Source organism: Paeniroseomonas aquatica, from assembly GCF_030409335.1.
In the GTDB taxonomy this organism is placed as follows: domain Bacteria; phylum Pseudomonadota; class Alphaproteobacteria; order Acetobacterales; family Acetobacteraceae; genus Belnapia; species Belnapia aquatica.
Window position 1 is genome coordinate 92,477 of the sequence record NZ_JAUFPN010000182.1, and the last position, 20,531, is coordinate 113,007.

Annotated in this window: 25 protein-coding genes; 7 read left to right on the forward strand and 18 right to left on the reverse strand. The window is 72.3% G+C overall.

Annotation, left to right across the window (positions count from 1 at the left end; translation table 11 throughout):
• The 11 genes from QWZ14_RS20725 to QWZ14_RS20775 all read right to left on the reverse strand — a co-directional run bounded on the left by QWZ14_RS20725 (window position 1) and on the right by QWZ14_RS20775 (window position 7,825).
• The gene (locus QWZ14_RS20725; protein WP_290318763.1) at window positions 1–318 is read right to left on the reverse strand and encodes a type II toxin-antitoxin system RelE/ParE family toxin; all 318 of its coding nucleotides are present in this window, start codon (window positions 316–318) and stop codon (window positions 1–3) included.
• A complete protein-coding gene (locus tag QWZ14_RS20730) occupies window positions 315–581 on the reverse strand; it encodes a type II toxin-antitoxin system ParD family antitoxin (RefSeq protein WP_290318764.1) in 267 nt (88 codons plus the stop codon). The genes QWZ14_RS20725 and QWZ14_RS20730 overlap by 4 nt, the downstream gene beginning before the upstream one ends.
• Window positions 582–640: 59 nt before the next feature.
• Window positions 641–1,459, reverse strand: a complete 819-nt coding sequence (gene trpA, locus QWZ14_RS20735) for a tryptophan synthase subunit alpha (RefSeq protein WP_290318765.1) — start codon at window positions 1,457–1,459, stop codon at window positions 641–643.
• On the reverse strand, window positions 1,456–2,697 hold the full coding sequence (gene trpB / locus QWZ14_RS20740; protein WP_290318766.1) for a tryptophan synthase subunit beta: 1,242 nt from the start codon (window positions 2,695–2,697) through the stop codon (window positions 1,456–1,458). The genes trpA and trpB overlap by 4 nt, the downstream gene beginning before the upstream one ends.
• A gap of 72 nt (window positions 2,698–2,769) precedes the next feature.
• Window positions 2,770–3,414, reverse strand: coding sequence for a phosphoribosylanthranilate isomerase (locus tag QWZ14_RS20745; protein ID WP_290318767.1), 645 nt, complete (start codon window positions 3,412–3,414; stop codon window positions 2,770–2,772).
• The gene (pyrF, locus tag QWZ14_RS20750; RefSeq protein WP_290318768.1) at window positions 3,411–4,124 is read right to left on the reverse strand and encodes an orotidine-5'-phosphate decarboxylase; all 714 of its coding nucleotides are present in this window, start codon (window positions 4,122–4,124) and stop codon (window positions 3,411–3,413) included. The genes QWZ14_RS20745 and pyrF overlap by 4 nt, the downstream gene beginning before the upstream one ends.
• A gap of 3 nt (window positions 4,125–4,127) precedes the next feature.
• The gene (locus QWZ14_RS20755; protein ID WP_290318769.1) at window positions 4,128–4,472 is read right to left on the reverse strand and encodes a LapA family protein; all 345 of its coding nucleotides are present in this window, start codon (window positions 4,470–4,472) and stop codon (window positions 4,128–4,130) included.
• 7 nt (window positions 4,473–4,479) lie between these two features.
• Window positions 4,480–4,806, reverse strand: coding sequence for an integration host factor subunit beta (gene ihfB / locus QWZ14_RS20760; protein ID WP_290318770.1), 327 nt, complete (start codon window positions 4,804–4,806; stop codon window positions 4,480–4,482).
• Window positions 4,807–4,836: 30 nt separating this feature from the next.
• Entirely contained in the window at window positions 4,837–5,766 is a 930-nt protein-coding gene (gene sppA / locus QWZ14_RS20765; protein ID WP_290318771.1) for a signal peptide peptidase SppA, read from the reverse strand.
• A gap of 87 nt (window positions 5,767–5,853) precedes the next feature.
• Complete coding sequence (locus tag QWZ14_RS20770) at window positions 5,854–7,002, reverse strand: TauD/TfdA dioxygenase family protein (RefSeq protein WP_290318772.1); 1,149 nt, start codon at window positions 7,000–7,002, stop codon at window positions 5,854–5,856.
• Window positions 6,911–7,825: a 3-hydroxyacyl-CoA dehydrogenase family protein gene (locus QWZ14_RS20775; protein ID WP_290318773.1), complete on the reverse strand. Its 915-nt coding sequence runs from the start codon at window positions 7,823–7,825 to the stop codon at window positions 6,911–6,913. Before QWZ14_RS20775 ends, QWZ14_RS20770 begins: the two co-directional genes overlap by 92 nt.
• Before the next feature lie 56 nt (window positions 7,826–7,881).
• Between QWZ14_RS20775 and QWZ14_RS20780 the strand changes: the two genes are divergently transcribed.
• Complete coding sequence (locus QWZ14_RS20780) at window positions 7,882–8,343, forward strand: L-2-amino-thiazoline-4-carboxylic acid hydrolase (RefSeq protein ID WP_290318774.1); 462 nt, start codon at window positions 7,882–7,884, stop codon at window positions 8,341–8,343.
• On the opposite strand, the gene QWZ14_RS20785 is transcribed toward QWZ14_RS20780, so the two are convergent.
• On the reverse strand, window positions 8,340–9,881 hold the full coding sequence (locus QWZ14_RS20785; RefSeq protein WP_290318775.1) for an amidohydrolase family protein: 1,542 nt from the start codon (window positions 9,879–9,881) through the stop codon (window positions 8,340–8,342). The two genes, QWZ14_RS20780 and QWZ14_RS20785, sit on opposite strands and share 4 nt — an antisense overlap.
• A 66-nt stretch (window positions 9,882–9,947) precedes the next feature.
• Here QWZ14_RS20785 and QWZ14_RS20790 point away from each other — a divergent pair, with 66 nt between their 5' ends.
• Genes QWZ14_RS20790 through QWZ14_RS20800 form a run of 3 tightly spaced genes read left to right on the forward strand, consistent with a single transcriptional unit; the run spans window position 9,948 to window position 13,047 of the window.
• Window positions 9,948–11,018: a DUF6817 domain-containing protein gene (locus tag QWZ14_RS20790; RefSeq protein WP_290318776.1), complete on the forward strand. Its 1,071-nt coding sequence runs from the start codon at window positions 9,948–9,950 to the stop codon at window positions 11,016–11,018.
• A gap of 50 nt (window positions 11,019–11,068) precedes the next feature.
• Window positions 11,069–12,064 (forward strand): Bug family tripartite tricarboxylate transporter substrate binding protein, encoded by a 996-nt coding sequence (locus QWZ14_RS20795; RefSeq protein WP_290318777.1) that lies wholly within the window; start codon window positions 11,069–11,071, stop codon window positions 12,062–12,064.
• Window positions 12,064–13,047 (forward strand): Bug family tripartite tricarboxylate transporter substrate binding protein, encoded by a 984-nt coding sequence (locus tag QWZ14_RS20800; RefSeq protein ID WP_290318778.1) that lies wholly within the window; start codon window positions 12,064–12,066, stop codon window positions 13,045–13,047. Before QWZ14_RS20795 ends, QWZ14_RS20800 begins: the two co-directional genes overlap by 1 nt.
• On the opposite strand, the gene QWZ14_RS20805 is transcribed toward QWZ14_RS20800, so the two are convergent.
• A complete protein-coding gene (locus QWZ14_RS20805; protein ID WP_290318779.1) occupies window positions 13,010–14,377 on the reverse strand; it encodes a hypothetical protein in 1,368 nt (455 codons plus the stop codon). The two genes, QWZ14_RS20800 and QWZ14_RS20805, sit on opposite strands and share 38 nt — an antisense overlap.
• A 51-nt stretch (window positions 14,378–14,428) precedes the next feature.
• Here QWZ14_RS20805 and QWZ14_RS20810 point away from each other — a divergent pair, with 51 nt between their 5' ends.
• Complete coding sequence (locus tag QWZ14_RS20810; protein WP_290318780.1) at window positions 14,429–15,334, forward strand: DMT family transporter; 906 nt, start codon at window positions 14,429–14,431, stop codon at window positions 15,332–15,334.
• A gap of 16 nt (window positions 15,335–15,350) precedes the next feature.
• On the opposite strand, the gene QWZ14_RS20815 is transcribed toward QWZ14_RS20810, so the two are convergent.
• Complete coding sequence (locus QWZ14_RS20815) at window positions 15,351–16,370, reverse strand: enoyl-CoA hydratase/isomerase family protein (RefSeq protein ID WP_290318781.1); 1,020 nt, start codon at window positions 16,368–16,370, stop codon at window positions 15,351–15,353.
• Window positions 16,371–16,524: 154 nt separating this feature from the next.
• Here QWZ14_RS20815 and QWZ14_RS20820 point away from each other — a divergent pair, with 154 nt between their 5' ends.
• Entirely contained in the window at window positions 16,525–17,040 is a 516-nt protein-coding gene (locus QWZ14_RS20820) for a pyridoxamine 5'-phosphate oxidase family protein (RefSeq protein ID WP_290318782.1), read from the forward strand.
• Between the two features lie 40 nt (window positions 17,041–17,080).
• Here the strand turns inward: QWZ14_RS20820 and QWZ14_RS20825 are convergent, their stop codons facing one another.
• From QWZ14_RS20825 to QWZ14_RS20840, 4 genes are all read right to left on the reverse strand, one after another.
• Window positions 17,081–17,971 (reverse strand): 3-hydroxybutyryl-CoA dehydrogenase, encoded by an 891-nt coding sequence (locus QWZ14_RS20825; RefSeq protein WP_290318783.1) that lies wholly within the window; start codon window positions 17,969–17,971, stop codon window positions 17,081–17,083.
• A 79-nt stretch (window positions 17,972–18,050) separates the two neighbouring features.
• A complete protein-coding gene (locus QWZ14_RS20830) occupies window positions 18,051–18,980 on the reverse strand; it encodes an electron transfer flavoprotein subunit alpha/FixB family protein (RefSeq protein WP_290318785.1) in 930 nt (309 codons plus the stop codon).
• Between the two features lie 2 nt (window positions 18,981–18,982).
• Window positions 18,983–19,732 (reverse strand): electron transfer flavoprotein subunit beta/FixA family protein, encoded by a 750-nt coding sequence (locus QWZ14_RS20835; RefSeq protein WP_290318787.1) that lies wholly within the window; start codon window positions 19,730–19,732, stop codon window positions 18,983–18,985.
• Between the two features lie 197 nt (window positions 19,733–19,929).
• On the reverse strand, window positions 19,930–20,124 hold the full coding sequence (locus tag QWZ14_RS20840; protein WP_290318788.1) for a twin transmembrane helix small protein: 195 nt from the start codon (window positions 20,122–20,124) through the stop codon (window positions 19,930–19,932).
• Window positions 20,125–20,220: 96 nt separating this feature from the next.
• Here QWZ14_RS20840 and QWZ14_RS20845 point away from each other — a divergent pair.
• Window positions 20,221–20,531 (forward strand): hypothetical protein (locus QWZ14_RS20845; protein ID WP_408903731.1); only part of this gene is annotated, 311 nt, incomplete at its 3' end.

Genomic DNA, 20,531 nt, shown 5'->3' on the forward strand with positions numbered 1-20,531 from the left:
TCAGGGTTCGGCGGCGTCGCGCAGCAGCGGCGGCAGGTCGTGCGCGCCGTGCAGGATGCGGAGGATGATCGGCGGGTCGATATCATCCGCGGTGACGATCACATAGGGCCATCCGGGCAGGGCGAGCAGGCGGCGGCTGGGCGGCAGCATGTCGGGACGCGGGACGCCGATGCCGGGATGCTCTCCGATGCGGTCCGCGGCCCGGATCACGGCCTCCCTCAGCCTGAGCGCGGCGGCCGGGTTGTCGCGGGTGATCCAGGCCAGGGCGGAGCGCAGGTCACGTCGGGCGGCCGCGGCGATGCGGGCCGGGCGGGTCATGCCTTGCGGGCTTGGGCGGCCTCCGCAGCGGCGATCACCTCGTCCATCTCGGCCATGACCTCGTCCAGCTCATAGACCCGGCCGGCGGCGACATCGGCCTCCGCCTCGTCCAGCATGGATGTGAAGGCCGCCCGCTGCTCCTCCCGCTCCTGCAGCAGGCGCAGCGCGGCGCGGACCACCTCGGAGACGTTGTTGTACCGGCCTGCCGCGACGCAGCCCTCGGCGAAGCGGTTCAGCTCGGGGGTCAGGCTGACATTCGGCACCGGGCACCCTCCTCAGTGTCAAAGCCTGACATAGGACGGCAGCCGCACCGAATCCAGCCCTATCCCGCGTGGACCGCCTCGGCCAGCGCCCGCACCTGGTCCAGCACCAGCCGCACCGTCTCCGACCGGGCGGTGCCGTCCTCGTTCAGGCTGGCGGCCAGGGTATCGACCAGGGCGGTGCCGACCACGGCGCCATCGGCCAGCTTCGCCGCCTCGGCGGCCTGCATCGGGGTGCGGATGCCGAAGCCGATGGCGATCGGCAGCCCGGTGTGCTGGCGGATGCGGGGGATGGCGGCTTCCAGCGAGGCGGCGGAGGCGCTGCGGGTGCCGGTGATGCCGGTGATCGAGACGTAGTAGACGAAGCCGCTGGTGGCGGCCAGCACGCGGGGCAGGCGTTCGTCGTCGGTGGTCGGCGCCACCAGCCGGATCAGGTCGAGGCCGGCGGCCTTGGCCTGGGGCTCGATCTCGTCGGCCTCCTCCGGCGGGACATCGACGACGATGAGGCCGTCGACGCCGGAGGCCGCCGCCTCGGTGCAGAAGCTGTCGACGCCGAAGGCGAGGATGGGGTTGTAGTAGCCCATCAGGATGATCGGCGTGGTGTCGTCGTCGCGGCGGAAGTCCCGCACCAGGGCCAGCACGCCGGGGAGCGACGCGCCGGCCTTCAGCGCCCGCTGGGCCGCGCGCTGGATGGAGGGGCCATCGGCCATCGGGTCGGTGAAGGGGACGCCGACCTCGATCAGGTCGGCGCCGGCCCCGGGCAGGCCGCGGAGGATGGCGAGCGAGGTGGCGCCGTCCGGGTCGTAGCCCTGCAGGTAGGTGACCAGCGCGCCGCGGCCCGCCGCCTTCAGCGCCGCGAACTTCGAAGCGATGCGGCTCACATCTCGACTCCCAGATGGCGGGCCACGGTGAAGATGTCCTTGTCGCCCCGGCCGCAGAGATTCATCAGGATGATGCTGTCGCGCGGCAGGGTCGGGGCCTGGCGGATGACATGGGCCAGGGCATGCGCCGGCTCCAGCGCCGGGATGATGCCCTCGAGCTTCGAGCAGAGCTGGAAGGCGGCCAGCGCGTCGTCGTCGGTCGCATGGACGTATTGCACCCGGCCCAGCTCATGCAGCCAGGAATGCTCGGGCCCGACGCCGGGGTAGTCGAGGCCGGCGCTGATCGAATGCGCCTCGGTGATCTGGCCGTCGCCATCCTGCAGCAGGTAGGTGCGGTTGCCGTGCAGCACGCCGGGGCGGCCCTTGGTCAGGGAGGCCGCGTGCTGCTCGGTGTCGACGCCATGGCCGGCGGCCTCGACGCCGTACATCGCCACCGAGGGATCGTCGAGGAAGGGGTAGAACAGGCCCATGGCATTGGAGCCGCCGCCGATCGCCGCGACCAGCGCATCCGGCAGCCGGCCCTCGGCCTCCTGCATCTGCACCCGGGCTTCCTCGCCGATCACCGACTGGAAGTCGCGGACCATCACCGGATAGGGGTGCGGGCCGGCGACGGTGCCGATGCAGTAGTAGGTGTCCTCGATATTGGCGACCCAGTAGCGCAGCGCCTCGTTCATCGCATCCTTCAGCGTCGCGGCGCCGGAGGTCACCGGGATCACCTCGGCGCCGAGCAGCTTCATGCGGAAGACGTTGGGCTGCTGCCGCTCGACGTCGGTCGCGCCCATGAAGACGGTGCAGGGCAGGTTGAACAGGGCGCAGGCGGTCGCCGTCGCCACGCCGTGCTGGCCGGCGCCGGTCTCGGCGATGATGCGGGTCTTGCCCATGCGCCGGGCCAGCAGGATCTGGCCGAGCACGGCGTTGATCTTGTGGGCGCCGGTGTGGTTCAGCTCGTCGCGCTTGAAATAGACCTTGGCGCCGAGGTTGGGGTCCTTGGCCTCCGCGCGCAGGTGCTCGGTCAGCCGCCCGGCGTACCAGAGCGGGCTGGGGCGGCCGACGTAGTCCTTCAGCAGCCGGCGCCATTCGGCGTCGAAGGCCGGGTCCGCCTTGGCGCTGTCATAGGCCTGCTCGACCTCGAGGATCAGCGGCATCAGCGTCTCGGCGACGAAACGGCCGCCGAATTGACCGAAGCGGCCACGACTGTCCGGGCCCTGACGGAAGGAGTTGGGCAGCGGCTTGTTCACGAGCTTTCCCCTGGGGGCTTTCCCCTGATCTGGCCGCCGTCATAGAGCAGCCGGCCGGGAGGGGAAAGGCGGCTAGGCCTCGGCGCCTCGGACGGCGGCGACGAAGGCGGCGATCCGCGCCGGGTCCTTCACCCCCCGCGACCGCTCGACGCCGGAGGAGACATCGACCCCCGGCGCGCCGGACTGGCGGATGGCCTCGGCCACCGTCTCCGGCGTCAGCCCGCCGGCCAGCAGCCAGGGGCGCGGGATGGTCCGGCCGGCGGTCAGGCTCCAGTCGAAGGCCGTGGCGTTGCCGCCGGGCAGGTCGCTGTCCGGCGGCGGCTTGGCATCCAGCAGGAAGCGGTCGACCGTCGGCGTGTAGAAGGCGAGCCCCTCCAGGTCGCGCGGGTCCCCGACCCCGACCGCCTTCATCACCGGCAGGCCGAAGCGGGCGCGGATGGCGGCGCAGCGGGCCGGGCTTTCCGCCCCATGGAGCTGGATCATCCCGAGCGGCAGGGCGGCCAGCACCGCCTCCAGCTCGGCATCGGTCGGGTCGACGAAGAGCCCGACCCGCATCGGCCCGCCCTGGACCCGGGCGGAGAGGGCCGCCGCCTCGGCCGCGGTCACCGCCCGCGGCGAGGGCGGGTAGAAGACCAGCCCGACCATGTCGGCCCCGGCCTCGGCCACGGCGTCGAAGCCGGCGGCGTCGTTGATGCCGCAGATCTTCACCAGGGTCATCGCGGCAGGCTGCCGGCGATGGCGCGCAGCGCCGCGACCGGATCCGCCGCGCCGGTGATGGGGCGGCCGACCACGATCCAGTCGGCGCCGGCGGCCACCGCCTCGGCCGGGGTGGCGGTGCGGGCCTGGTCGCCGGCGGCGCTGCCGGCGGGGCGGACGCCGGGCACCACCAGGTAGGGCGCGGGGCCGAATTCGGCGCGGATGGCGGCGACCTCCTGCGGCGAGCAGACCAGGCCGTCGGCCCCGGCGGCCAGCGCCAGACCGGCGAGGCGCAGCACCTGCCCGGCCGGGTCGCCGGCGACGCCGGTCGCGGCCAGGGCGGCGGCATCCATGCTGGTCAGCACCGTCACCGCCAGCAGGATGGGGCGATCGGCCCCCGCCGCCTCGGCCGCGGCGCGGGCGGCGGCCAGCATGGCGGTGCCGCCGCCGGCATGCAGGGTCAGCATCGCCGGGCGCAGCGGCAGCAGCGACCGCACCGCGCCGGCCACGGTATTCGGGATGTCATGCAGCTTGAGGTCGAGGAAGACCGGCGCCAGCGGCGCGATCCGCCGCATCGCCGCGGGACCCTCGGCGGCGAACAGCTCGAGCCCCAGCTTCAGCGGGCCGCAATGCGGCGCCAGCGCTGCCGCCAGGGCGGCGGCGCGGTCGGCATCCGGGGTATCGAGCGCGGGGATGATCCGGGCGGCCGCGGTCGTCGGGCGTTGCAGCACCCGCTAGGCCGCCGGTCGCTGCAACCGCGCCAGGTTGGTGCCGGCCGGCTGCGGCACCGGGCCGATCTGCTTCGCCGCCGCGGCGCGGTATTCCGCCAGCTCGGCCGAGAGGACGCGGGCGGCATCCTCGGCCTTGCGGGCGCGGCCGCGGTGCACCAGCCCGGCCGCCCAGGTGACGCCGGCGCCGAGCAGGAAGAAGAAGGCCCCGAAGATCAGGATGGCCACCGAGAGCGGCGCCGCCCAGGCCAGGTCGAAGGGCCAGAGGTAGAGGTAGACCTCCTGCCGGTTCGAGAGGCCGAACAGGATCAACAGGATCAGCAGGGGGGCAAGCAGGATCCAGCGGAGCATCATCGCCTCATGCATTGGCCGGGGAGCGGGTGCCGCGGGGGCTGGGCTGCGGCGCGCCGCCGTTCACCCTCTCCCGCAACTCCTTGCCCGGCTTGAAATAGGGCACGGCCTTGCCCTCCACCGGAACGGCGGCACCGGTGCGGGGGTTGCGGCCGGTGCGGGCATCCCGCTGCTTGGCGGAGAAGGCGCCGAAGCCGCGCAGCTCCACCCGGTCGCCGCGGGCCAGGGCGGCGGTGATCTCCTCGAAGACCGTCGCCACGATCAGCTCGATATCCGGTTGGCGCAGGTGCGGGTTCTCCGCCGCCAGATGCGCGATCAGCTCGCTTTTGGTCATCGCTGCCCTTCCCGGGTATCGGTGACGTGATTACCGCACCGAGGCCTGGGGTGGAAGTTGCCAGAGCAGGTTGAAACCGTCAACGCCAACCCATTCTGAAATCAGGGTTTTTACGAAAGCACCCAGGCTGGCGCCGAGCAGCCGTTGCGCCGTGCCGCGGATGTCGAGGTCCTGGACCGGCAGGGATTCCGGCACCTGCTTCTCCGCCGCCTGCCAGGCACGGGCCTCGGGCTCGCCGCCGATGGCATCGACCAGCCCGGCGGCCAGCGCCTGCCGGCCGGTGAAGACCCGGCCGTCGGCCAGGGCGCGGACCTCGGCCTCCGGCAGGCGGCGGCCGGCGACGACCTTGCCGACGAATTGCGCGTACATGTCGCCAATCACCCCCTGCAGCGCCGCGCGGCCCTCGGGCGAGAGCGGGTGGAAGGGGTTGGGCTGGTCCTTCAGCGGGCCGGAGACCAGCGCCTCCCCCCGCACGCCGAGCCGGGCGAGCAGCTCGGAGGGGTCGACGGTCTGCAGGATGACGCCGATCGAGCCGGTGATGGTCGATTCCCGGGCGAAGATGCGCTCCGCCGCGACGGCGGTCATGTAGCCGGCCGAGGCGGCGGTGCCGCGCATGACCGCGACCACCGGCTTGGTCGCCCGCAGCCGGGTCAGCGCCGCGTGCAGCGCCTCGCCGCCGCCGACGCTGCCGCCGGGGCTGTCGATCGCGACCAGCACGGCGCGGACGCTGCCGTCCTTGCCCAGCTTGTCGATCGCCTCGTGCAGCTTGCGGTCGTCGGAGATGAAGCCGTCGACGGTCAGCCGGGTCACATGGCCGGCGCCGAGGCCGGGGATCTCGCTGGACCGCGCCAGCCAGAGCATGGCGGCGCCGGCCACCAGCAGCACCGCGAAGCCGCGCCACAGCGCCAGCCGGCGCTTCAGGCGGCGGCGGTCGATCAGCAGGTCGGTCTCGAGACCCATGGTGGCTCCGGGGAATGAGCCAGATATGTGTGGGCCGCGGGGGGCGGGGTCAAGAAATGCTTCCGCCGCCCCTGCCCCCGCCCGGGCCTAGGCGGCGATCCAGCTCTTCGCCTCGCCGGCATAGGCCGGCCCGGGGTTGCCGCTGACCGTGGTGCGCCACATGATCCGCCGCACCCGGTCGGCATCGAACCAGGTGGCGGCATGGATCGTGCAGCGGTTGTCCCAGATGACCAGGTCGCCCTCGGTCCATTCATGCACATAGACGAAGCGCGGCTGGGTCAGGTGGGCCATGAGCTCCGTCAGCAGCGCGCCGCCGGCGCCGTGCGGGCCGGGCTCCAGGCCGGCGATGGGCCCTTCCAGCCAGTCCATCTGGCCGTATTCGCAGAGGTAGAGGGCGCGGCGGCCGGTGACCGGGTGGAGGCGCACCAGCGGCTGGCGCTGCGGCGCCTGGTGCGGCGCCAGCACCTTCGGCACCTCCCCGGCCAGCACCGCATCCCGCTTGCGGCCGTGGCCGGAGGAGACGTGCAGGCCATCGAGACCCTCGATCCGCGCCTGCATCGCGGGCGGGAGGGCGTCGTAGGCGGCGGTCCCGTCGGCGAAGAGGGTCTGGCCCTGGCCCTGCGGCGCCGGCAGCACGCCGAGGAAGAGCGAGACATCCGGCGGCGGCCGGCGGTAGCTCTGATCGGTGTGCCAGCCGCGGCGATGCGGGAATTGCACCGGCAGCCGGCCCTCGGCGGTCAGTGGCGGGTCGGGCAGGGCGGGCGGCTGGCGCAGCGCGGGGGGCGTGTTGGAGACGACAAAGATCTCCGGCACCTCCGGGTGGACCATGTTCGCGGCCATCCCGGTCTCCCGGTAGTTCTCGACCTCCGGGCCGAAGATCCGGCTGAGCCGGAGCAGCAGCCCGGCATCCCCGGCCATGGCGCCCATGCCGGGGACCAGCAGCAGGCCATGCGCCTCGGCCAGCAGCCGCGGCAGGGTCGCCGGCGCGGCCTCGGCAGCGGCGACGAAGCCGGCGGCATCGCCGGCGTGGCGGACGATGCCGCCGAAACTCGCGCCCGGCAGGGAGACTGGAACTCGAAGCTGCTGCTCATGCGCGCTGGTCTCCGCCGGGAGCGGCGAGCCTATCGAGCCGTTCGCCGCAGGGTCAATCCGTGACGGGATGCTGCCGCGGCCGCGGCGCGACCAGGGCGCGGGCCGCCTCGGCTTCCGCCTGGAGGGCGAGGAATTTGCCGACATACTGCGCGGCGAAGGCGCGGTAGGCGGCCGGGTCCGTCCCGCGCCAGTCGTAGAAGCCGAGCCCGGCCTCGGCGCCCGCCTCGCCGCGGCGCGGCAGGTCCAGCATCCAGTCGGCGGCGCGTCCCTCGTGGTGCAGCGCCGGCACCAGCCCGGCCTGGGAGGCGGCATGGGTGCCGAGGCCCGAGAGGTCCTTCTGCTCGATCAGCCCGGTGACCGCCATGCGCGGGCCGAGCAGCCGGCGGATGACGAGGTCGACCGTCGCCACGTCGACCGCGCCCTCGGCGACCATCTGGTAGGCCTCGTTCGCCATGGCGTGCTGCAGCCGGTTGATGAGCGCCCCGGGGATGGGCTTGGCCAGCCGCAGCGCGGTGCGGCCGCAGCGGGCCAGCAGGGCGGCGATGGCGTCCAGCATGGCCGGCGCCGATTGCCGGACCGCGATGAGCTCGACGAAGGCGAAGGTTTCCGCCGGCATCATGTAGTGCAGGCCGCAGAAGGCTTCCGGATGGCGCAGCCCATCCGCCAGCACCTGCAGCGGCAGCACCGAGGTATTGGAGGCGATCAGCGTCCGCCCGCCCCAGGCCGCCTCGATACCGGCGAGGAATTCCTGCTTGAGGGCCATATCCTCCGGGATGCTCTCGATCAGCAGGTCGGGCGGCGGGCCCTCGGCTGCGCCGATGCGGCGGGTGCCCTCGGGCAGGCCGGGCTTCGGCGTGGCGGGGTCGCGGCTGAGCAGCCAGCACTCGACGCCCCGGCTGGCAAAGCCGCGGAGGATGCCGAGGCCCATGACCCCGCCCCCGGCGACGCAGACGCTGCGGATCTCCATATGTGCTTTCCTCCCCGATGCGGCGATAGTCCGGCCGCAACGGCATGGGGGCAAGCATGAGCATCGGCATCCTGGAACAGCGCCGCATCGAGGCGGCCTTCGCCAAGGGGATCTACGAGGAGATGGCGGCCGAACTCGGCGCCGAGCGGGCCAAGGCGATCCTGACACGGGCCGTGGTGAAGCTGGCGAAGCAGGCGGCGGCGGAGATGGCGGCGGAGTCGCCGGAGGGACCGACGCTGGACCATTTCATCAGCCAGCAGGAGCGCTGGACCCGCGGCGATGCGTTGCGGATCGAGGTGGTGGAGCAGAGCCCCACGGGCTACGGCTTCAACGTGACGCGGTGCAAGTATTCCGAGATGTACCGGGAGATGGGGCTGGCCGAGCTCGGCGGCGTGCTCTCCTGCAACCGCGACGGCGCCTTCTGCGAGGGCTACTCGGACAAGCTGAAGCTGACCCGCACCCAAACCCTCATGGGCGGGGCCACGCATTGCGACTTCCGCTACAGGGTCGAGGACTAGACGCGGGAGCTCGGCCGGTAGAAGGGCTCGTGCCGGGCCGGGTCGATGTAGTCGGCGTAGAAGCGCTGCACATGCGGCAGCAGCGCCTTGGACAGCTTGCGGCGCTCGACCTCGTCGTCCGAGAGGGCGTGCGAGAGCTCGTCGTGCAGCTGCTTCAGGGCGCCGTCGCGGTCGACGCGGGTGAAGCGCCCGTCCTGGTAGATCACCTCGCCGTCGCAGGCCACGGTCCGCACCGCGCTGGATTTCGCCCGCTGGATGACGGCATCGAGCAGCGGGGTCAGCGGGTCGAGGTAGGGATAGGCGATGCCGTCCCAATCGACCAGCGAGAGGTCGCAGCCCTTGCCCACCTCCAGCGTGCCGAGGCTGTCCCGCCAGGCGGTGGTGCGGGCGCCGCCGATGGTCGCCATGCGCAGCACCTGGGCCATCTGCGGCACCGCGGCCGGGTCCATCCCCGGGACCCGATGCGCCCGCAGCACCAGCCGCATCTCCTGCAGCATGTCGCGGTCGTCGTTGATCCCGGCCTCGTCCAGGCCGATGGCGGTGTTGATGCCGGCCGCCTCCAGCCGGTTCAGCGGGGCGACGCCGGAGCGCAGGCGGAAGTTGGAGGAGCAGTTGTGGCAGACGCAGCTCCCGGTCTCGGCCAGCCGGTCGATGTCGCGCGCGGTCAGCCAGGTGCCGTGGCCGATGGTCAGGTTGGGGCCGAGCAGGCCGAAGCGGTCGAGGTACTCCACCGCGGTGCCGCCGCCGCGCCGGCGGGCGTATTCCTTCTGGTAGGCGGTCTCGACCAGGTGCATGTGCATCGGCGCGTCGTATTCGCGCGACAGCCCGGCCATCGCCGTCAGCGCCCGATCCGAGCACCAGTGGAGGTTGGCCGGGGCGAGCTGCACCTTCACCCGGCGCCTGGCGCCGTGGCTGCGGTGCAGGTTGCGGAACAGGTCGAGGTTGTCCTCCAGGCTGAGCTGGAAGCGGTCGAACCAGCGTTGCATCGGGCCGCGCAGCGCGGGCGGCAGGCTGGCCACCAGCTCCTGGTCGGCGCCATAGACCAGCCGGTTCTGGTCGCGCAGCGCCAGGCAATAGGAGACCCGCATGCCGATGTCCTCATAGGCGCGGATCAGCTCGGCGGAGCGGGCCTCGACCTCCGGCAGCCGGCCGGGGGACCAGCCGTGCAGGTGCTGCACGGTGGTGATGCCGGAGCCGATCATCTCGAAGGCCGAATACAGCGTGTCGAGGTAGACGTTCAGGGTGCGGGCCACCATCCGCGTGACGAACCACAGCTCCAGCGGCATGTCGGGGGAGCCGAGCTGCAAGGGCGTCAGCCCGACATGGTGGTGGCCGTTGACGAAGCCGGGCAGCATCACCTCCCGCCCGGTGCCCACCACCGCCAGGGTCGGGTGGCGGCGGTGCAGGTCGTCGTAGGTGCCGGTCGCGGTGATGATGCCGTCCTCCTGGATGAGGGCGCCATCGGCGATCTCCTCCCATTCGGTGGCGGAGAGGGTCCTGGTGATCATGGCGCGGCTGCGGATGAGCGAGGTCGCCATGGCCGGGTCTTTCCTGCGGGTGCAGGCAGGCTACAAGCTGCGGGCATCCTGCCGGAAGGCCCCGCCATGCCCGAACACGTGCATCCCCTGCTGAAACCCCTGCTGGCCGACGACTGGGCCGCCATCGACCCCGGGCTGCCGAAGCTGCTGGAGCTGCTCTTCTCCCGCGCCGCCGGCGAGGACTGGCACAAGGCCGGCACCTTCAAGGACCACCTGCTGGGTGTCTACCGGACCCTCGCCTTGTGGGACCAGCCGCGCGAGGTCCGGCTGCTGGGCCTCTTCCACAGCGTCTATTCCAACGAATACGTCGACCTGAAGCTGTTCGACGCCTCGGGCAACCGGGCGGAGCTGGCGGCGGCCGTCGGGGAGGAGGCCGAGCGGCTGATCCACACCTTCTGCATCATGCCGCGCAGCCTCTTCATGCGGCGGCTGCTGGAGGAAGGCGACCTGCCGGAGGAGGGCATGGCGCTGGAGCGCGAGGGCAAGCCCGACGTGCTGCTCAGCATGAAGGACGTGGCGGTGTTCGCCATCGCCACCCTGGCCGATATCGCGGAGCAATGGCATTCCTGGCAGGACGAGATCTTCACCGGCTTCCCCGGGCCGCAGAAGCCGCGGCGGGTGGCCGAGCACTGGGCCGCCGCCCTCTGGCCCGGGCCGCTGAAGCCGACCGCCAGCGCGCTGTCGATGCTCTCCCGCCTCGCCAAGCCGCTCGGCGACATGCCGCCGGAATGGGATCTGCCGGTGCCGCCGGTCTTTGCCCGCTGCACAGCGGTGCTGGAGCCGGCGGATGAGATGGCGGCCGCCGCGCTGTACTGGCAGGCGGTGACCCGGGCGCTGCCGATCGGCAGCCCGGACCCGACGCGGCGGGCGCTGGAGGCGGCGGTCGCGCACAACCCGCATGTCGCCGAGCCCCGGCTGCTGCTGGCCCAGCTGGCGCTGGCCGCCGGCGACTGGGAGGCGGCGCGGTCCCATGCCGAGGCGGGGCTGGCGCTGCTGACGGATTGGGGCACCGCCTGGGACAAGCGCATCGCCTGGTCCGGCTGGGTCGCCTGGGCGCGCATCCTGCGGCAGTCGGCCGAGGCGCGGCGCTGGCCGGAATTGCTCGGCGGCTTGAACGGGCTCGGGCTGGTCGGCTGAGCCGTTCCGGGGCATGCTCCGGGGCAAGCAAACCACCCGGGGAAACTTGCATGTCCAGGATCACGCGGCGGGCGGCCCTCGCCGGCCTGCTCGCCACGCCAGCGCTCGCATCCGGCCTGCGGGCCCAGGGCGCCGACTGGCGGCCGAACCAGCCGCTGCGCCTCATCGTCCCGGCCGCCCCCGGCGGCACCGCGGACATCAGCGCCCGGCTGCTGGCGCCCTTCCTGCAGAGCCACTTCGGGCAGAATTGCGTGGTGGACAACCGCTCCGGCGCCGGCGGCGTCATCGGCACCGCCGAGGCGGTGCGGGCGGCGCCGGACGGCCTGACCATGCTGCTCGGCAACATCGGGCCGCAGGCGATCGGCCTGTCGCTCTACCGCAGCCTGCCCTACGGCAAGGATGCGCTGCTGCCGGTCGCCGGCACGGTGCGGGGGCCGAACGTGCTGGTGGTCCGCAAGGGCATCCCGGCGCAGACGGTGGCGGAGCTGGTCGCGTATCTGAAGGCCAATCCGGGCAAGCTCAGCTTCGGCTCGCCGGGCGTCGGGCAGTCGCCGCATCTCACCGGCGTCTGGTTCAACCAGGCGACGAAGACCGAGGCGATCCACGTGCCCTTCCGCGGCGCCGGCCCGGCGATGATGGAGCTGGTCGCCGGCAACATCGACTACATGTGGGACAACCTGACCAGCGGCATCCAGCAGGTCCGCGACGGCAGCGTGCGGGCGCTGGCGGTCAGCAGCGCCGAGCGCAACCCGCAGCTCCCGGACGTGCCCGCGGCGCGGGAGACGCTGCCGGAGCTGGGGCAGTTCGACGTCAACACCTGGTTCGGCGTCTTCCTGCCGGCGACGACGCCGCGGCCGATCGCGCAATCCATCAACAGCGCCATGAAGACCTGGCAGGAGACGGACGACGTCAAGGCCCGCTGGCGCCAGATGGGCGGCACCTCGCTGCACGGGACGCTCGCGGAATTCGCCGCCTTCGTCGCCGCCGAGGGCGAGAAATGGGGCCGCGTCATCCGCCAGGAAGGCCTGCAGATGGACCTCAGCTGATGGCCGCCCTCGGCCGCCGCGCGGCGCTCGGCCTGCCGCTGGTCCTGCCGGCCGCGGCGCGCGCCCAGCCGGCCTGGCAGCCGCGCAGCCAGGTGCGGATCGTGGTCGGCGCCGCCGCCGGCGGCACCACCGACATCATGGCGCGGCTGGTGGCGCAGCACCTGCAGGCCCGCTGGGGCACCCCGGTCGTGGTCGAGAACCGCACCGGCGCCGGGGGCACCATCGGCACCATGGAGGTGGTGCGCGCCAAGCCGGACGGGCTGACGCTGTTCAAGGGCAACATCGGGCCGCAGGCGATCGCCTATTCGCTGTTCCGCAACCTGCCCTATACGCCGGCGCAGCTCACCAACATCGCCGGCACCATCCGCGGGCCGAACGTGCTGGTGGTCAATGCGGCGACGCCGGTGAAGACCATGGCGGAATTCGCCGCCTGGCTGCGGGGCAGCCCGGGGAAGATCAGCTTCGGCTCCACCGGGGTCGGGCAATCGACCCACCTCTCGCCGGTCTGGATGCTGCAGCTGCTGCAGGTGGAGGCGATCCACGTGCCCTTCCGCGGCAGCGCCCCGGCGCAGACCGAGCTGCTCTCGGGCAACATCGGCTTCATGGTCGACAACCTCACCGGGGTGATCGAGCACATCCGCGGCGGAAGGGTGCGGGCGCTGGCGGTGACCGGGGCCGAGCGCAACGCCCAGCTGCCCGACGTGCCGGCGATGCGCGAGACCCTGCCGGAGCTGGCGGCCTACGAGGTGAACACCTGGTTCGGCCTGTTCGGCCCGGCCGGGCTGCCGGCCGGGATCACCGCCGCGCTGAATGCCGAGGTCGGCGCCTACCTCGAGCTGGCCGAGACCCGCAAGCGCTTCGACGAGCTCGGCGGCCTGCCCTTCAAGGTGACGCCGGCCGAGTTCGACCGCTTCGTCGCCGGCGAGATCGCCAAGTGGCGCGGCGTCATCCAGAAGGAAGGCCTGCAGCTCGACGCGAGCTGAGGCGTGCCGCCAGCCGGGCCGCCACCCAGGCCGCGCCCAGCGCCAGGGCCGGCACGGCGGTGATCTGGTAGCGCGGCACGTTGAGGCTGACCGCCGGATAGGCCAGCAGGTTGTACCAGCCCGGCGCCAGCAGCAGCAGCCAGGCCCCATGGCCGCGCCGCCACGCCCATAGGCTGGCCGCGACCAGCGCGGGGAAGCCGAGCACCACGAATTCGTCGATCCAGAGCCCGCGCCAGATCAGCGGCGGGGTGCTGGCCAGCCAGCCGAGCGGATGGGCGAGGAAGGAGGCGCGCAGCGCCGCATCCACCGCGGCGCGCGCCGCCTCCGCGTCCAGCCCCTGCTCGGCGGCGAGGCGGGCGACCCAGGGCCAGTAGCGGTTCTGCCCGAGGTCGTAGTAGCCGCCGGGGAATTCGTACTGGAAGGTCTGCCAGACCTCGGGCGCGAAGAGCAGCCGGGCGAGGCCGTCGCCCATGCCGCGGGTCCAGAAGACGAAGCCGGCCGCGATCCCCCGCGCATCGAGGTGCAGGAAGACCTCCCGCGTCGAGAGGGCGATGCCCGAGCGCGCGTCGGTCAGGGCGAAGTGGCCGGCGACGAGGTCGTTGCGCAGCATCCAGGCCAGCACCGGCAGCAGCGCGGCCAGCAGCAGCAGCGCCGCATGGCGCGGCAGCCGGCGCCAGCGCAGCGCGCAGCCCACCGCGGCCAGCAGCAGCGCCGGCCAGAAGATCGCCTTGGTCAGCACCAGCGCCGCCGCCGCCAGCCCGGCGGCGGTCGCGCGGCCAGGCCCTGGCCGCCGCAGCCAGTGCAGCAGCGCCACCAGCAGCAGCGCCAGCAGGAACAGCGCGAGGTAGTCGGAGATCACCTCCCACCGCCCCTTCAGCATCTGCTGGTTCAGCGCGACGTAGCCGCAGGCGATGCCGGCGGCCGGCGCCGAGCCGGTCAGCCGCCAGGCCAGGCCGCCCAGCAGCAGCGCCGCGGCGAGCGCCAGCCCCAGGTTGGCCCAGCGGGCCGGCTGGAAGATGGCATCCGGGCAGCCGCCGGCCGGGGCGAGGCAGGCCGGGGTGAAGGCGGCGAGCGGCGTGCCCGCCCGCATCAGCGCGGCGAGCAGCAGCGGGTAGCCGGGCTCGCGGCCGAGTGCCGGGGCGCCGTCCGGCCGGTCGCTGAAGTTGCCGTGACGGGCGAGGTTGTAGGCGGCGGTCAGGTAGGTCTGGCTGTCGCCGCTCTGCACCCCGGCGCTGCGGAACTGGCCGTTGAGCGCGACGGAGGCCAGCAGCGGCAGCAGCAGGCCCAGCAGCAGCAGCACCCCAGGGCGGCGGTCCAGCGGGATTGGCACGGTCTCGGCACTCCGCCTAGGCTCGCGGCTCATAGGTGGCGGGCGGGCTCGATGCAACTTTGGGTGCTGGTGACGCTGACCGCCGCGCTGTTCCAATGCTGGCGCACCGCCATGCAGCAGAAGCTGCGCGGCCAGCTTTCGGTGAATGCGGCGGCGGTGGTGCGCTACCTCTATGGCGTGCCGGTGGGGGCGGCGCTGCTCGGCGGCTACATGCTGGCGACCGGCGGGGCGCTGCCGGCGCTGAACTGGCAGTTCCTCGCGCTCTGCGCAGCGGGGGGCCTCGGGCAGATCCTCGGCACCAACCTGCTGATCATGGCCTTCGGCCACCGCGGCTTCGCCGTCGGCACCGCCTATGCCAAGACCGAGGCGGTGCAGGGCGCCATCCTGGCGCTGGTGCTGCTCGGCGAGCGGATCTCGGCGCTGGCCTGGGTCGGCATCGCCATCGGGGTCTGCGGCGTGCTCTGGCTGTCGCTGGCCGGGCGCGCCGCCTCCTTCCGCGAGCTGGCCCGGGCGACGGTGCAGCCGGCGGCGGTCTGCGGGCTGGCGGCGGGCTTCTTCTTCGCCCTGACCAGCGTGCTGGTGAAGGCGGCGAACCTGTCGCTGCCAGGCGACGACCCCATCCTCCGGGCGCTGGTGACGCTGGTGGTGGCCAATGTCCTGCAGACCCTGATGCAGGGCGGCTGGCTGCTGGCGCGCGAGCCGATGCAGCTCCGCGCCGTCTTCACCACCTGGCGGACCAGCGCCCAGGTGGGGGCGCTTTCGGCCTGCGGCTCGGCCTGCTGGTTCAGCGCCTTCGCCCTGGCGCCGGTGGCGCTGGTGCGGGCGGTGGGGCAGGTCGAGATCCTGATGACCCTGCTGTTCAGCCGCTTCTACCTGAAGGAATCGCCGACCCGGGCCGAGGTGCTCGGCGCGCTGACGGTGGTGGTCGGCGTGGTGCTGGTGCTGGCGGGGCGCTGACGCACCCCGCCCCCCATCAGCCCTCGAACAGCGCCCGGATCGCGGCGGGATCGACCTCCTCGATCGTCGCCGGGGTCCAGGTCGGGGTGCTGCCCTTGTCGACCAGCACGCTGCGGACGCCCTCGCGGAAGTCCGGGTGGCGGTTGACCACGCTGCGGCCGAGGGCGAGCTCCATCTCGAGGCAGTCGTCGAGGCTGGCGCCGGCGCCGCGCCGCAACAGCTCGAGCGAGGCGCAGAGGCTGGTCGGCGACATCTGGCGCAGGATCCTGGTCTGCTCGGCGGCCCAGTCGGTGCCCTCGGCGGCCAGCGCCGCCAGGATGGCGGGCAGGCTGTCCTGGCCGAAGCAGCGGTCGATCGCCGCGCGGTGCGGGGCGAAGCCGGCCTCGGGCGGGGCCTCGGCGAAGCGGTCGACCACCCCGGCATCGCCGGCCAGCAGCGCCTCGCGCAGGGCGGGCAGCCTGGCCTTGGGGACGAAGTGGCTGGCGAGGCCGGCATGGACGGCATCGCCGCCGCGCAGCCGGGCGCCGGTGAGCGCCAGCCAGTTGCCCATCGCCCCCGGGAGCTTCGGCAGGATGTAGCTGGTGCCGACATCGGGGAAGAGCGCGATGGCGGTCTCCGGCATGGCCAGCAGCGCGGCCTCGGTCACCACCACCGGGCGGCCATGCACCGAGACGCCGATGCCGCCGCCCATGCAGACGCCGTCGATGAGCGAGACCCAGGGCTTGCCCAGCGTGGCGATGCCGCGGTTGACCCGGTATTCCTCGGCGAAGAAGGCCTCGATGGCGGCCGCGTCGCCGGCGATCGCCTGCTCGCGCACCCGGCGGACGTCGCCGCCGGCGCAGAAGGCGCGGCCCCCGGCGCCTTCGACGATGAAGAGCGCCACGGCCGGGTCGGCGGCCCAGGCATCGAGCGCCGACTGGAAGCCGCGGATCATCGCCAGGTCGAGCGCGTTCAGCGTCTTCGGGCGGTTCATCAGCAGGGTGGCGGCGGCGCCCTCGCGGCGGGCGATGATCGTCGGCTCGGTTGTTTCGCTCACGCGGCGTCTCCCTCGGTATCCGTCCAGGGGCGCGTAACCCTTCGGCGGCCGCGGATCAATGCCCGCGGATCAATCCTGCCCGGCGGCCCGCGCGCCGGCTGCAACCGCCCCGGCCGCCATTCGTTGGACCCGCGACATAGGACAGGAGAACACCATGCCGGAGACACGCAGCGACGCCGAGGCCAAGCGCAAGGTCTGGGAGATGGTCAAGGACGTCGAGGTGACGATGATGGTCACCGAGGGCCGCGACGGCCACCTGCGCGGCCGGCCGATGCGCGCGGTGAACAAGGAATTCGACGGCGTTCTCTGGTTCTTCGCCAGCGCCGGCAGCGCGGTGACCGACGAGACGCGCGCCGACGGCCGCGTGCTGCTGGCCTATTCCGACCCGTCCAGCCAGAACTACGTCTCGATCAGCGGCACCGCCGCGGTGGTGCGCGACCAGGCCAAGCAGAAGTCGCTCTGGAGCGAGCCGATGCGGGTCTGGTTTCCCGGCGGCGCGGAAGACCCCAAGATCGAGCTGATCCGGGTCGAGTGCGAGGGTGCGGAATACTGGGACAGCCCGTCCAGCACGCTGGTCCACGCCTATGGCTACCTGAAGGCGGTCACCACCGGCGAGCCGCCGCATCCCGGCGAGAACGACAAGGTCGACTTCAGCAAGAAGGCCGGCTGAGCAGGCGGGGCCGGGCGCCACGGCGCCCGGCCCCCTCGCTTCAGCGCGTCGGCGTCGGCGGCGTCGTGCTGTAGTCGTAGAAACCCTTCCCCGACTTGCGGCCAAGCCAGCCGGCCTCGACGTATTTCGCCAGCAGCGGGCAAGGGCGGTACTTCGGATCGCCCAGCCCCTCGTGCAGCACCTTCAGCACGCTGTAGAGCGTGTCCAGCCCGACGAAATCGGCCAGCTCCAGCGGACCCATCGGGTGGTTGGCGCCGAGCTTCATGCCGTTGTCGATGGCGACCACGTCGCCCACCCCCTCCATCAGCGCGAAGACCGCCTCGTTCAGCATGGGGCAGAGCACGCGGTTGACCACGAAGGCCGGGTAGTCGGCGGCCTCGACCACCGTCTTGCCCATCCGCTCCGCCAGGGCCTTCACCACGCCGACGGTCGCGTCGTCGGTGGCCAGGCCGCGGATGACCTCGACCAGCTTCATCATCGGCACCGGGTTGAAGAAATGCATGCCGACGAAGCGGCCGGGCCGGTCGGTCGCGGCGCCGAGGCGGGTAATCGGGATCGAGGACGTGTTGCTGGCCAGGATCGCGTCCGGCCGCAGCACCGGGCAGAGGCTGGCGAAGATCTTCTTCTTGATCTCCTCGTTCTCGGTCGCGGCCTCGATGACCATGTCGCAGTCGGCGAAGCCGGCGAAGTCGGTGCCGGTGGTGATGCGGGCCAGCGCCGCTTCCTTGGCCCCGGCCGGGATGCCGCCCTTCGAGACATCGCGCGAGGCCTGGCGGTCCAGGTTCTTCGTGATGGTCGCCAGCGCCTTCTCCAGCGCCGCCGGGTTCACGTCCACCAGCACCACCGGCACGCCCGAGAGCGCCGCCACATGGGCGATGCCGTTGCCCATCAGCCCGGCGCCGATCACCCCGAGCTTCTTCACCTCTGCCATTGTCGCCATCCCCATATGAAAAGGGCCGCCCGACGCGCGCAGTGGCGTCGGGCGGCCCGGTCGTGTTGGTCGAGAGCCCTTACTTCTTGGCCAGCTCGGCCTCGAATTCCGGCATCACCTTGAACAGGTCGCCGACCAGGCCGTAGTCGGCCACCGAGAAGATCGGCGCCTCCTCGTCCTTGTTGATGGCGACGATGACCTTGCTGTCCTTCATGCCCGCCAGATGCTGGATGGCACCGGAGATGCCGACCGCGATGTAGAGGTCGGGGGCCACGATCTTGCCGGTCTGGCCGACCTGGTGGTCGTTCGGCGCGTAGCCGGCATCGACCGCGGCGCGCGAGGCGCCGACCGCGGCGCCCAGCTTGTCGGCGATGCTCTCGATGATGTGGAAGTTCTCGCTGCTGCCCATGGCGCGGCCGCCGGAGACGACGATCTTGGCCGCCGTCAGCTCGGGCCGCTCGGACTTGGCGATCTCGGCGCCGAGGAAGGTCGAGAGCGCGGGGTCGTCGCCCTTCGGCGCGGCTTCCACGGCGGCGCTGCCGCCGGTGGCCGGGGCCGGGTCGAAGCTGGCGGCGCGGACGGTGATGACCTTCTTCGCGTCCGAGGACTTCACCGTCGCCATCGCGTTGCCGGCATAGATCGGCCGCACGAAGGTATCGGCATCGACCACGCCGGAGATGTCCGAGATCACCTGCACGTCGAGCAGCGCCGCGACCCGCGGCATAACGTTCTTGCCGGCGGCCGAGGCCGGGGCCAGCAGGTGGGAGTACTCGGGGGCCATCGAGACCAGCAGGGCCGAGACCGGCTCCGCCAGGCCATTGGCATAGAGCGCGTCCTCGCTGTGCAGCACGCGTGCCACGCCGGCGACCTGTGCGGCGCTGTCGGCGGCCGCGCGCGGGCCGAAGACCAGCACGGTGACGTCGCCGAGCTTGGTGGCGGCGGCGACGGCGCTGCGGGTCGGCTGGGTGACGGCGCTGCCGTCGTGGTCGGCCAGGATCAGGACGGCCATGCTCAGATCACCTTCGCTTCGTTGCGCAGCTTGTCGACCAGTTCCTGCACCGAGCCGACCTTCTTGCCGGCCTGGCGCTTCGGCGGCTCCTCGACCTTCAGCACGGTCAGCCGCGGCGTGACATCGACGCCGAGGTCGGCCGGCTTGACGTTCTCGATCGGCTTCTTGCGCGCCTTCATGATGTTCGGCAGCGAGGCGTAGCGCGGCTCGTTCAACCGGAGGTCGGTGGTCACGATGGCCGGAAGCTTCAGCTGCAGGCGCTCCAGGCCGCCGTCGACCTCGCGCGTCACCTTCAGCCCGCCGTCCTCGGACTCGACCTTGCTGGCATAGGTGCCCTGCGGCCAGCCCATCAGCGCCGCCAGCATCTGGCCGGTGGCGTTCATGTCGTCGTCGATCGCCTGCTTGCCGAGGATGACGAGCTGCGGGCTCTCCTTCTCGATCACCGCCTTCAGGAGCTTGGCGACCGCGAGCGGCTCGAGCACGCCGTCGTGCTCGATCAGGATGCCGCGGTCGGCGCCCATGGCGAGCGCGGTGCGGATCTGCTCGGCGCAGGCGGCGGGGCCGGCGGAGACCGCGATGATCTCGGTGGCGATGCCCTTCTCCTTCAGGCGCACCGCTTCCTCGACCGCGATCTCGTCGAAGGGGTTCATGGACATCTTGACGTTCGCCGTCTCGACGCCGGTTTGGTCCGCCTTGACGCGGACCTTCACGTTGTAATCGACGACCCGCTTGACGGGGACGAGCAGCTTCATCGCCTCTGCCGTTTCCTGCGTGCTGTTGCTGTTGCCCCCGGCACCCCTTGCGGGCACCGGGGCCGGCTCAGGGGGGCGGCACGATCATGCCCCTTGCTGCCGGTCTCCCTCGATCCTGCCCGGGGTTGCCCCCGGGAAATGGCGCGGCAAAATAGGTCGGGCGCCGCCGGCCTGTCAAAACACCTGCCCGCGCCGGACTAGCCGCGCGAGACGGCCAGCAGCAGGGCGAACAGGACCAGGGTGATGCCCTGGATCACCACCCGCCAGCGCATCAGCAGGTTGGATCGTTCCCCGCTGCCGTCGCTGCGGGCCATTCCCAGCATGCCGGCGAACAGGGTCCCGAGCGTGGCCAGCATGCCGATGGCGACCAGGACGGTCAGAAGGATCTTCATGATCACCACTTAGACGCCCCCCGGAAAACTGCAATCCCGGGCCGCCGGCCAGCCGGCGCTTGACCCGGCGCGGATGATGGGGTTGCTGCCGCAGCCATGAGCCTGTCCCGTTTCCTTCCGGTGCTGCTGATCCTGCTCGCCGGCCTCGCCACGCCCGGCCTCGGCCAAAGCCAGGGCCAGACCCCGGGCCAGATCCAGGGCCAAAGCCAGCAGGCCGCTCCCCGGGCGGCGCCCAGGCCGGCCACCAGCCTGACCGCGGCCGACATCGACCGGCTGACCTCGCTGCTGCAGGACGAGGCGCGGCGGGCCGAATTCCTCCGCACCCTGGAAGCCCTGGCCGAGGCCAGCCAGGCGCAGGCGGGAACGGCGGGAGAGGGCTCGGTGCCGCCGCCCGCCGCCGCGGCGGC

Coding starts and splice junctions, on each gene's coding strand:
- QWZ14_RS20835 (WP_290318787.1), bottom strand. CDS start 19,732: ATGAAGCTGCTCGTCCCCGTCAAGCGGGTCGTCGATTACAACGTGAAG.
- QWZ14_RS20725 (WP_290318763.1), bottom strand. CDS start 318: ATGACCCGCCCGGCCCGCATCGCCGCGGCCGCCCGACGTGACCTGCGC.
- QWZ14_RS20800 (WP_290318778.1), top strand. CDS start 12,064: ATGGCCGCCCTCGGCCGCCGCGCGGCGCTCGGCCTGCCGCTGGTCCTG.
- QWZ14_RS20745 (WP_290318767.1), bottom strand. CDS start 3,414: ATGACCCTGGTGAAGATCTGCGGCATCAACGACGCCGCCGGCTTCGAC.
- QWZ14_RS20795 (WP_290318777.1), top strand. CDS start 11,069: ATGTCCAGGATCACGCGGCGGGCGGCCCTCGCCGGCCTGCTCGCCACG.
- QWZ14_RS20785 (WP_290318775.1), bottom strand. CDS start 9,881: ATGGCGACCTCGCTCATCCGCAGCCGCGCCATGATCACCAGGACCCTC.
- QWZ14_RS20780 (WP_290318774.1), top strand. CDS start 7,882: ATGAGCATCGGCATCCTGGAACAGCGCCGCATCGAGGCGGCCTTCGCC.
- QWZ14_RS20790 (WP_290318776.1), top strand. CDS start 9,948: ATGCCCGAACACGTGCATCCCCTGCTGAAACCCCTGCTGGCCGACGAC.
- QWZ14_RS20770 (WP_290318772.1), bottom strand. CDS start 7,002: ATGTCGGCAAATTCCTCGCCCTCCAGGCGGAAGCCGAGGCGGCCCGCG.
- QWZ14_RS20840 (WP_290318788.1), bottom strand. CDS start 20,124: ATGAAGATCCTTCTGACCGTCCTGGTCGCCATCGGCATGCTGGCCACG.
- QWZ14_RS20825 (WP_290318783.1), bottom strand. CDS start 17,971: ATGGCAGAGGTGAAGAAGCTCGGGGTGATCGGCGCCGGGCTGATGGGC.
- QWZ14_RS20830 (WP_290318785.1), bottom strand. CDS start 18,980: ATGGCCGTCCTGATCCTGGCCGACCACGACGGCAGCGCCGTCACCCAG.
- QWZ14_RS20775 (WP_290318773.1), bottom strand. CDS start 7,825: ATGGAGATCCGCAGCGTCTGCGTCGCCGGGGGCGGGGTCATGGGCCTC.
- QWZ14_RS20755 (WP_290318769.1), bottom strand. CDS start 4,472: ATGCTCCGCTGGATCCTGCTTGCCCCCCTGCTGATCCTGTTGATCCTG.
- sppA (WP_290318771.1), bottom strand. CDS start 5,766: ATGGGTCTCGAGACCGACCTGCTGATCGACCGCCGCCGCCTGAAGCGC.
- ihfB (WP_290318770.1), bottom strand. CDS start 4,806: ATGACCAAAAGCGAGCTGATCGCGCATCTGGCGGCGGAGAACCCGCAC.
- QWZ14_RS20820 (WP_290318782.1), top strand. CDS start 16,525: ATGCCGGAGACACGCAGCGACGCCGAGGCCAAGCGCAAGGTCTGGGAG.
- QWZ14_RS20810 (WP_290318780.1), top strand. CDS start 14,429: ATGCAACTTTGGGTGCTGGTGACGCTGACCGCCGCGCTGTTCCAATGC.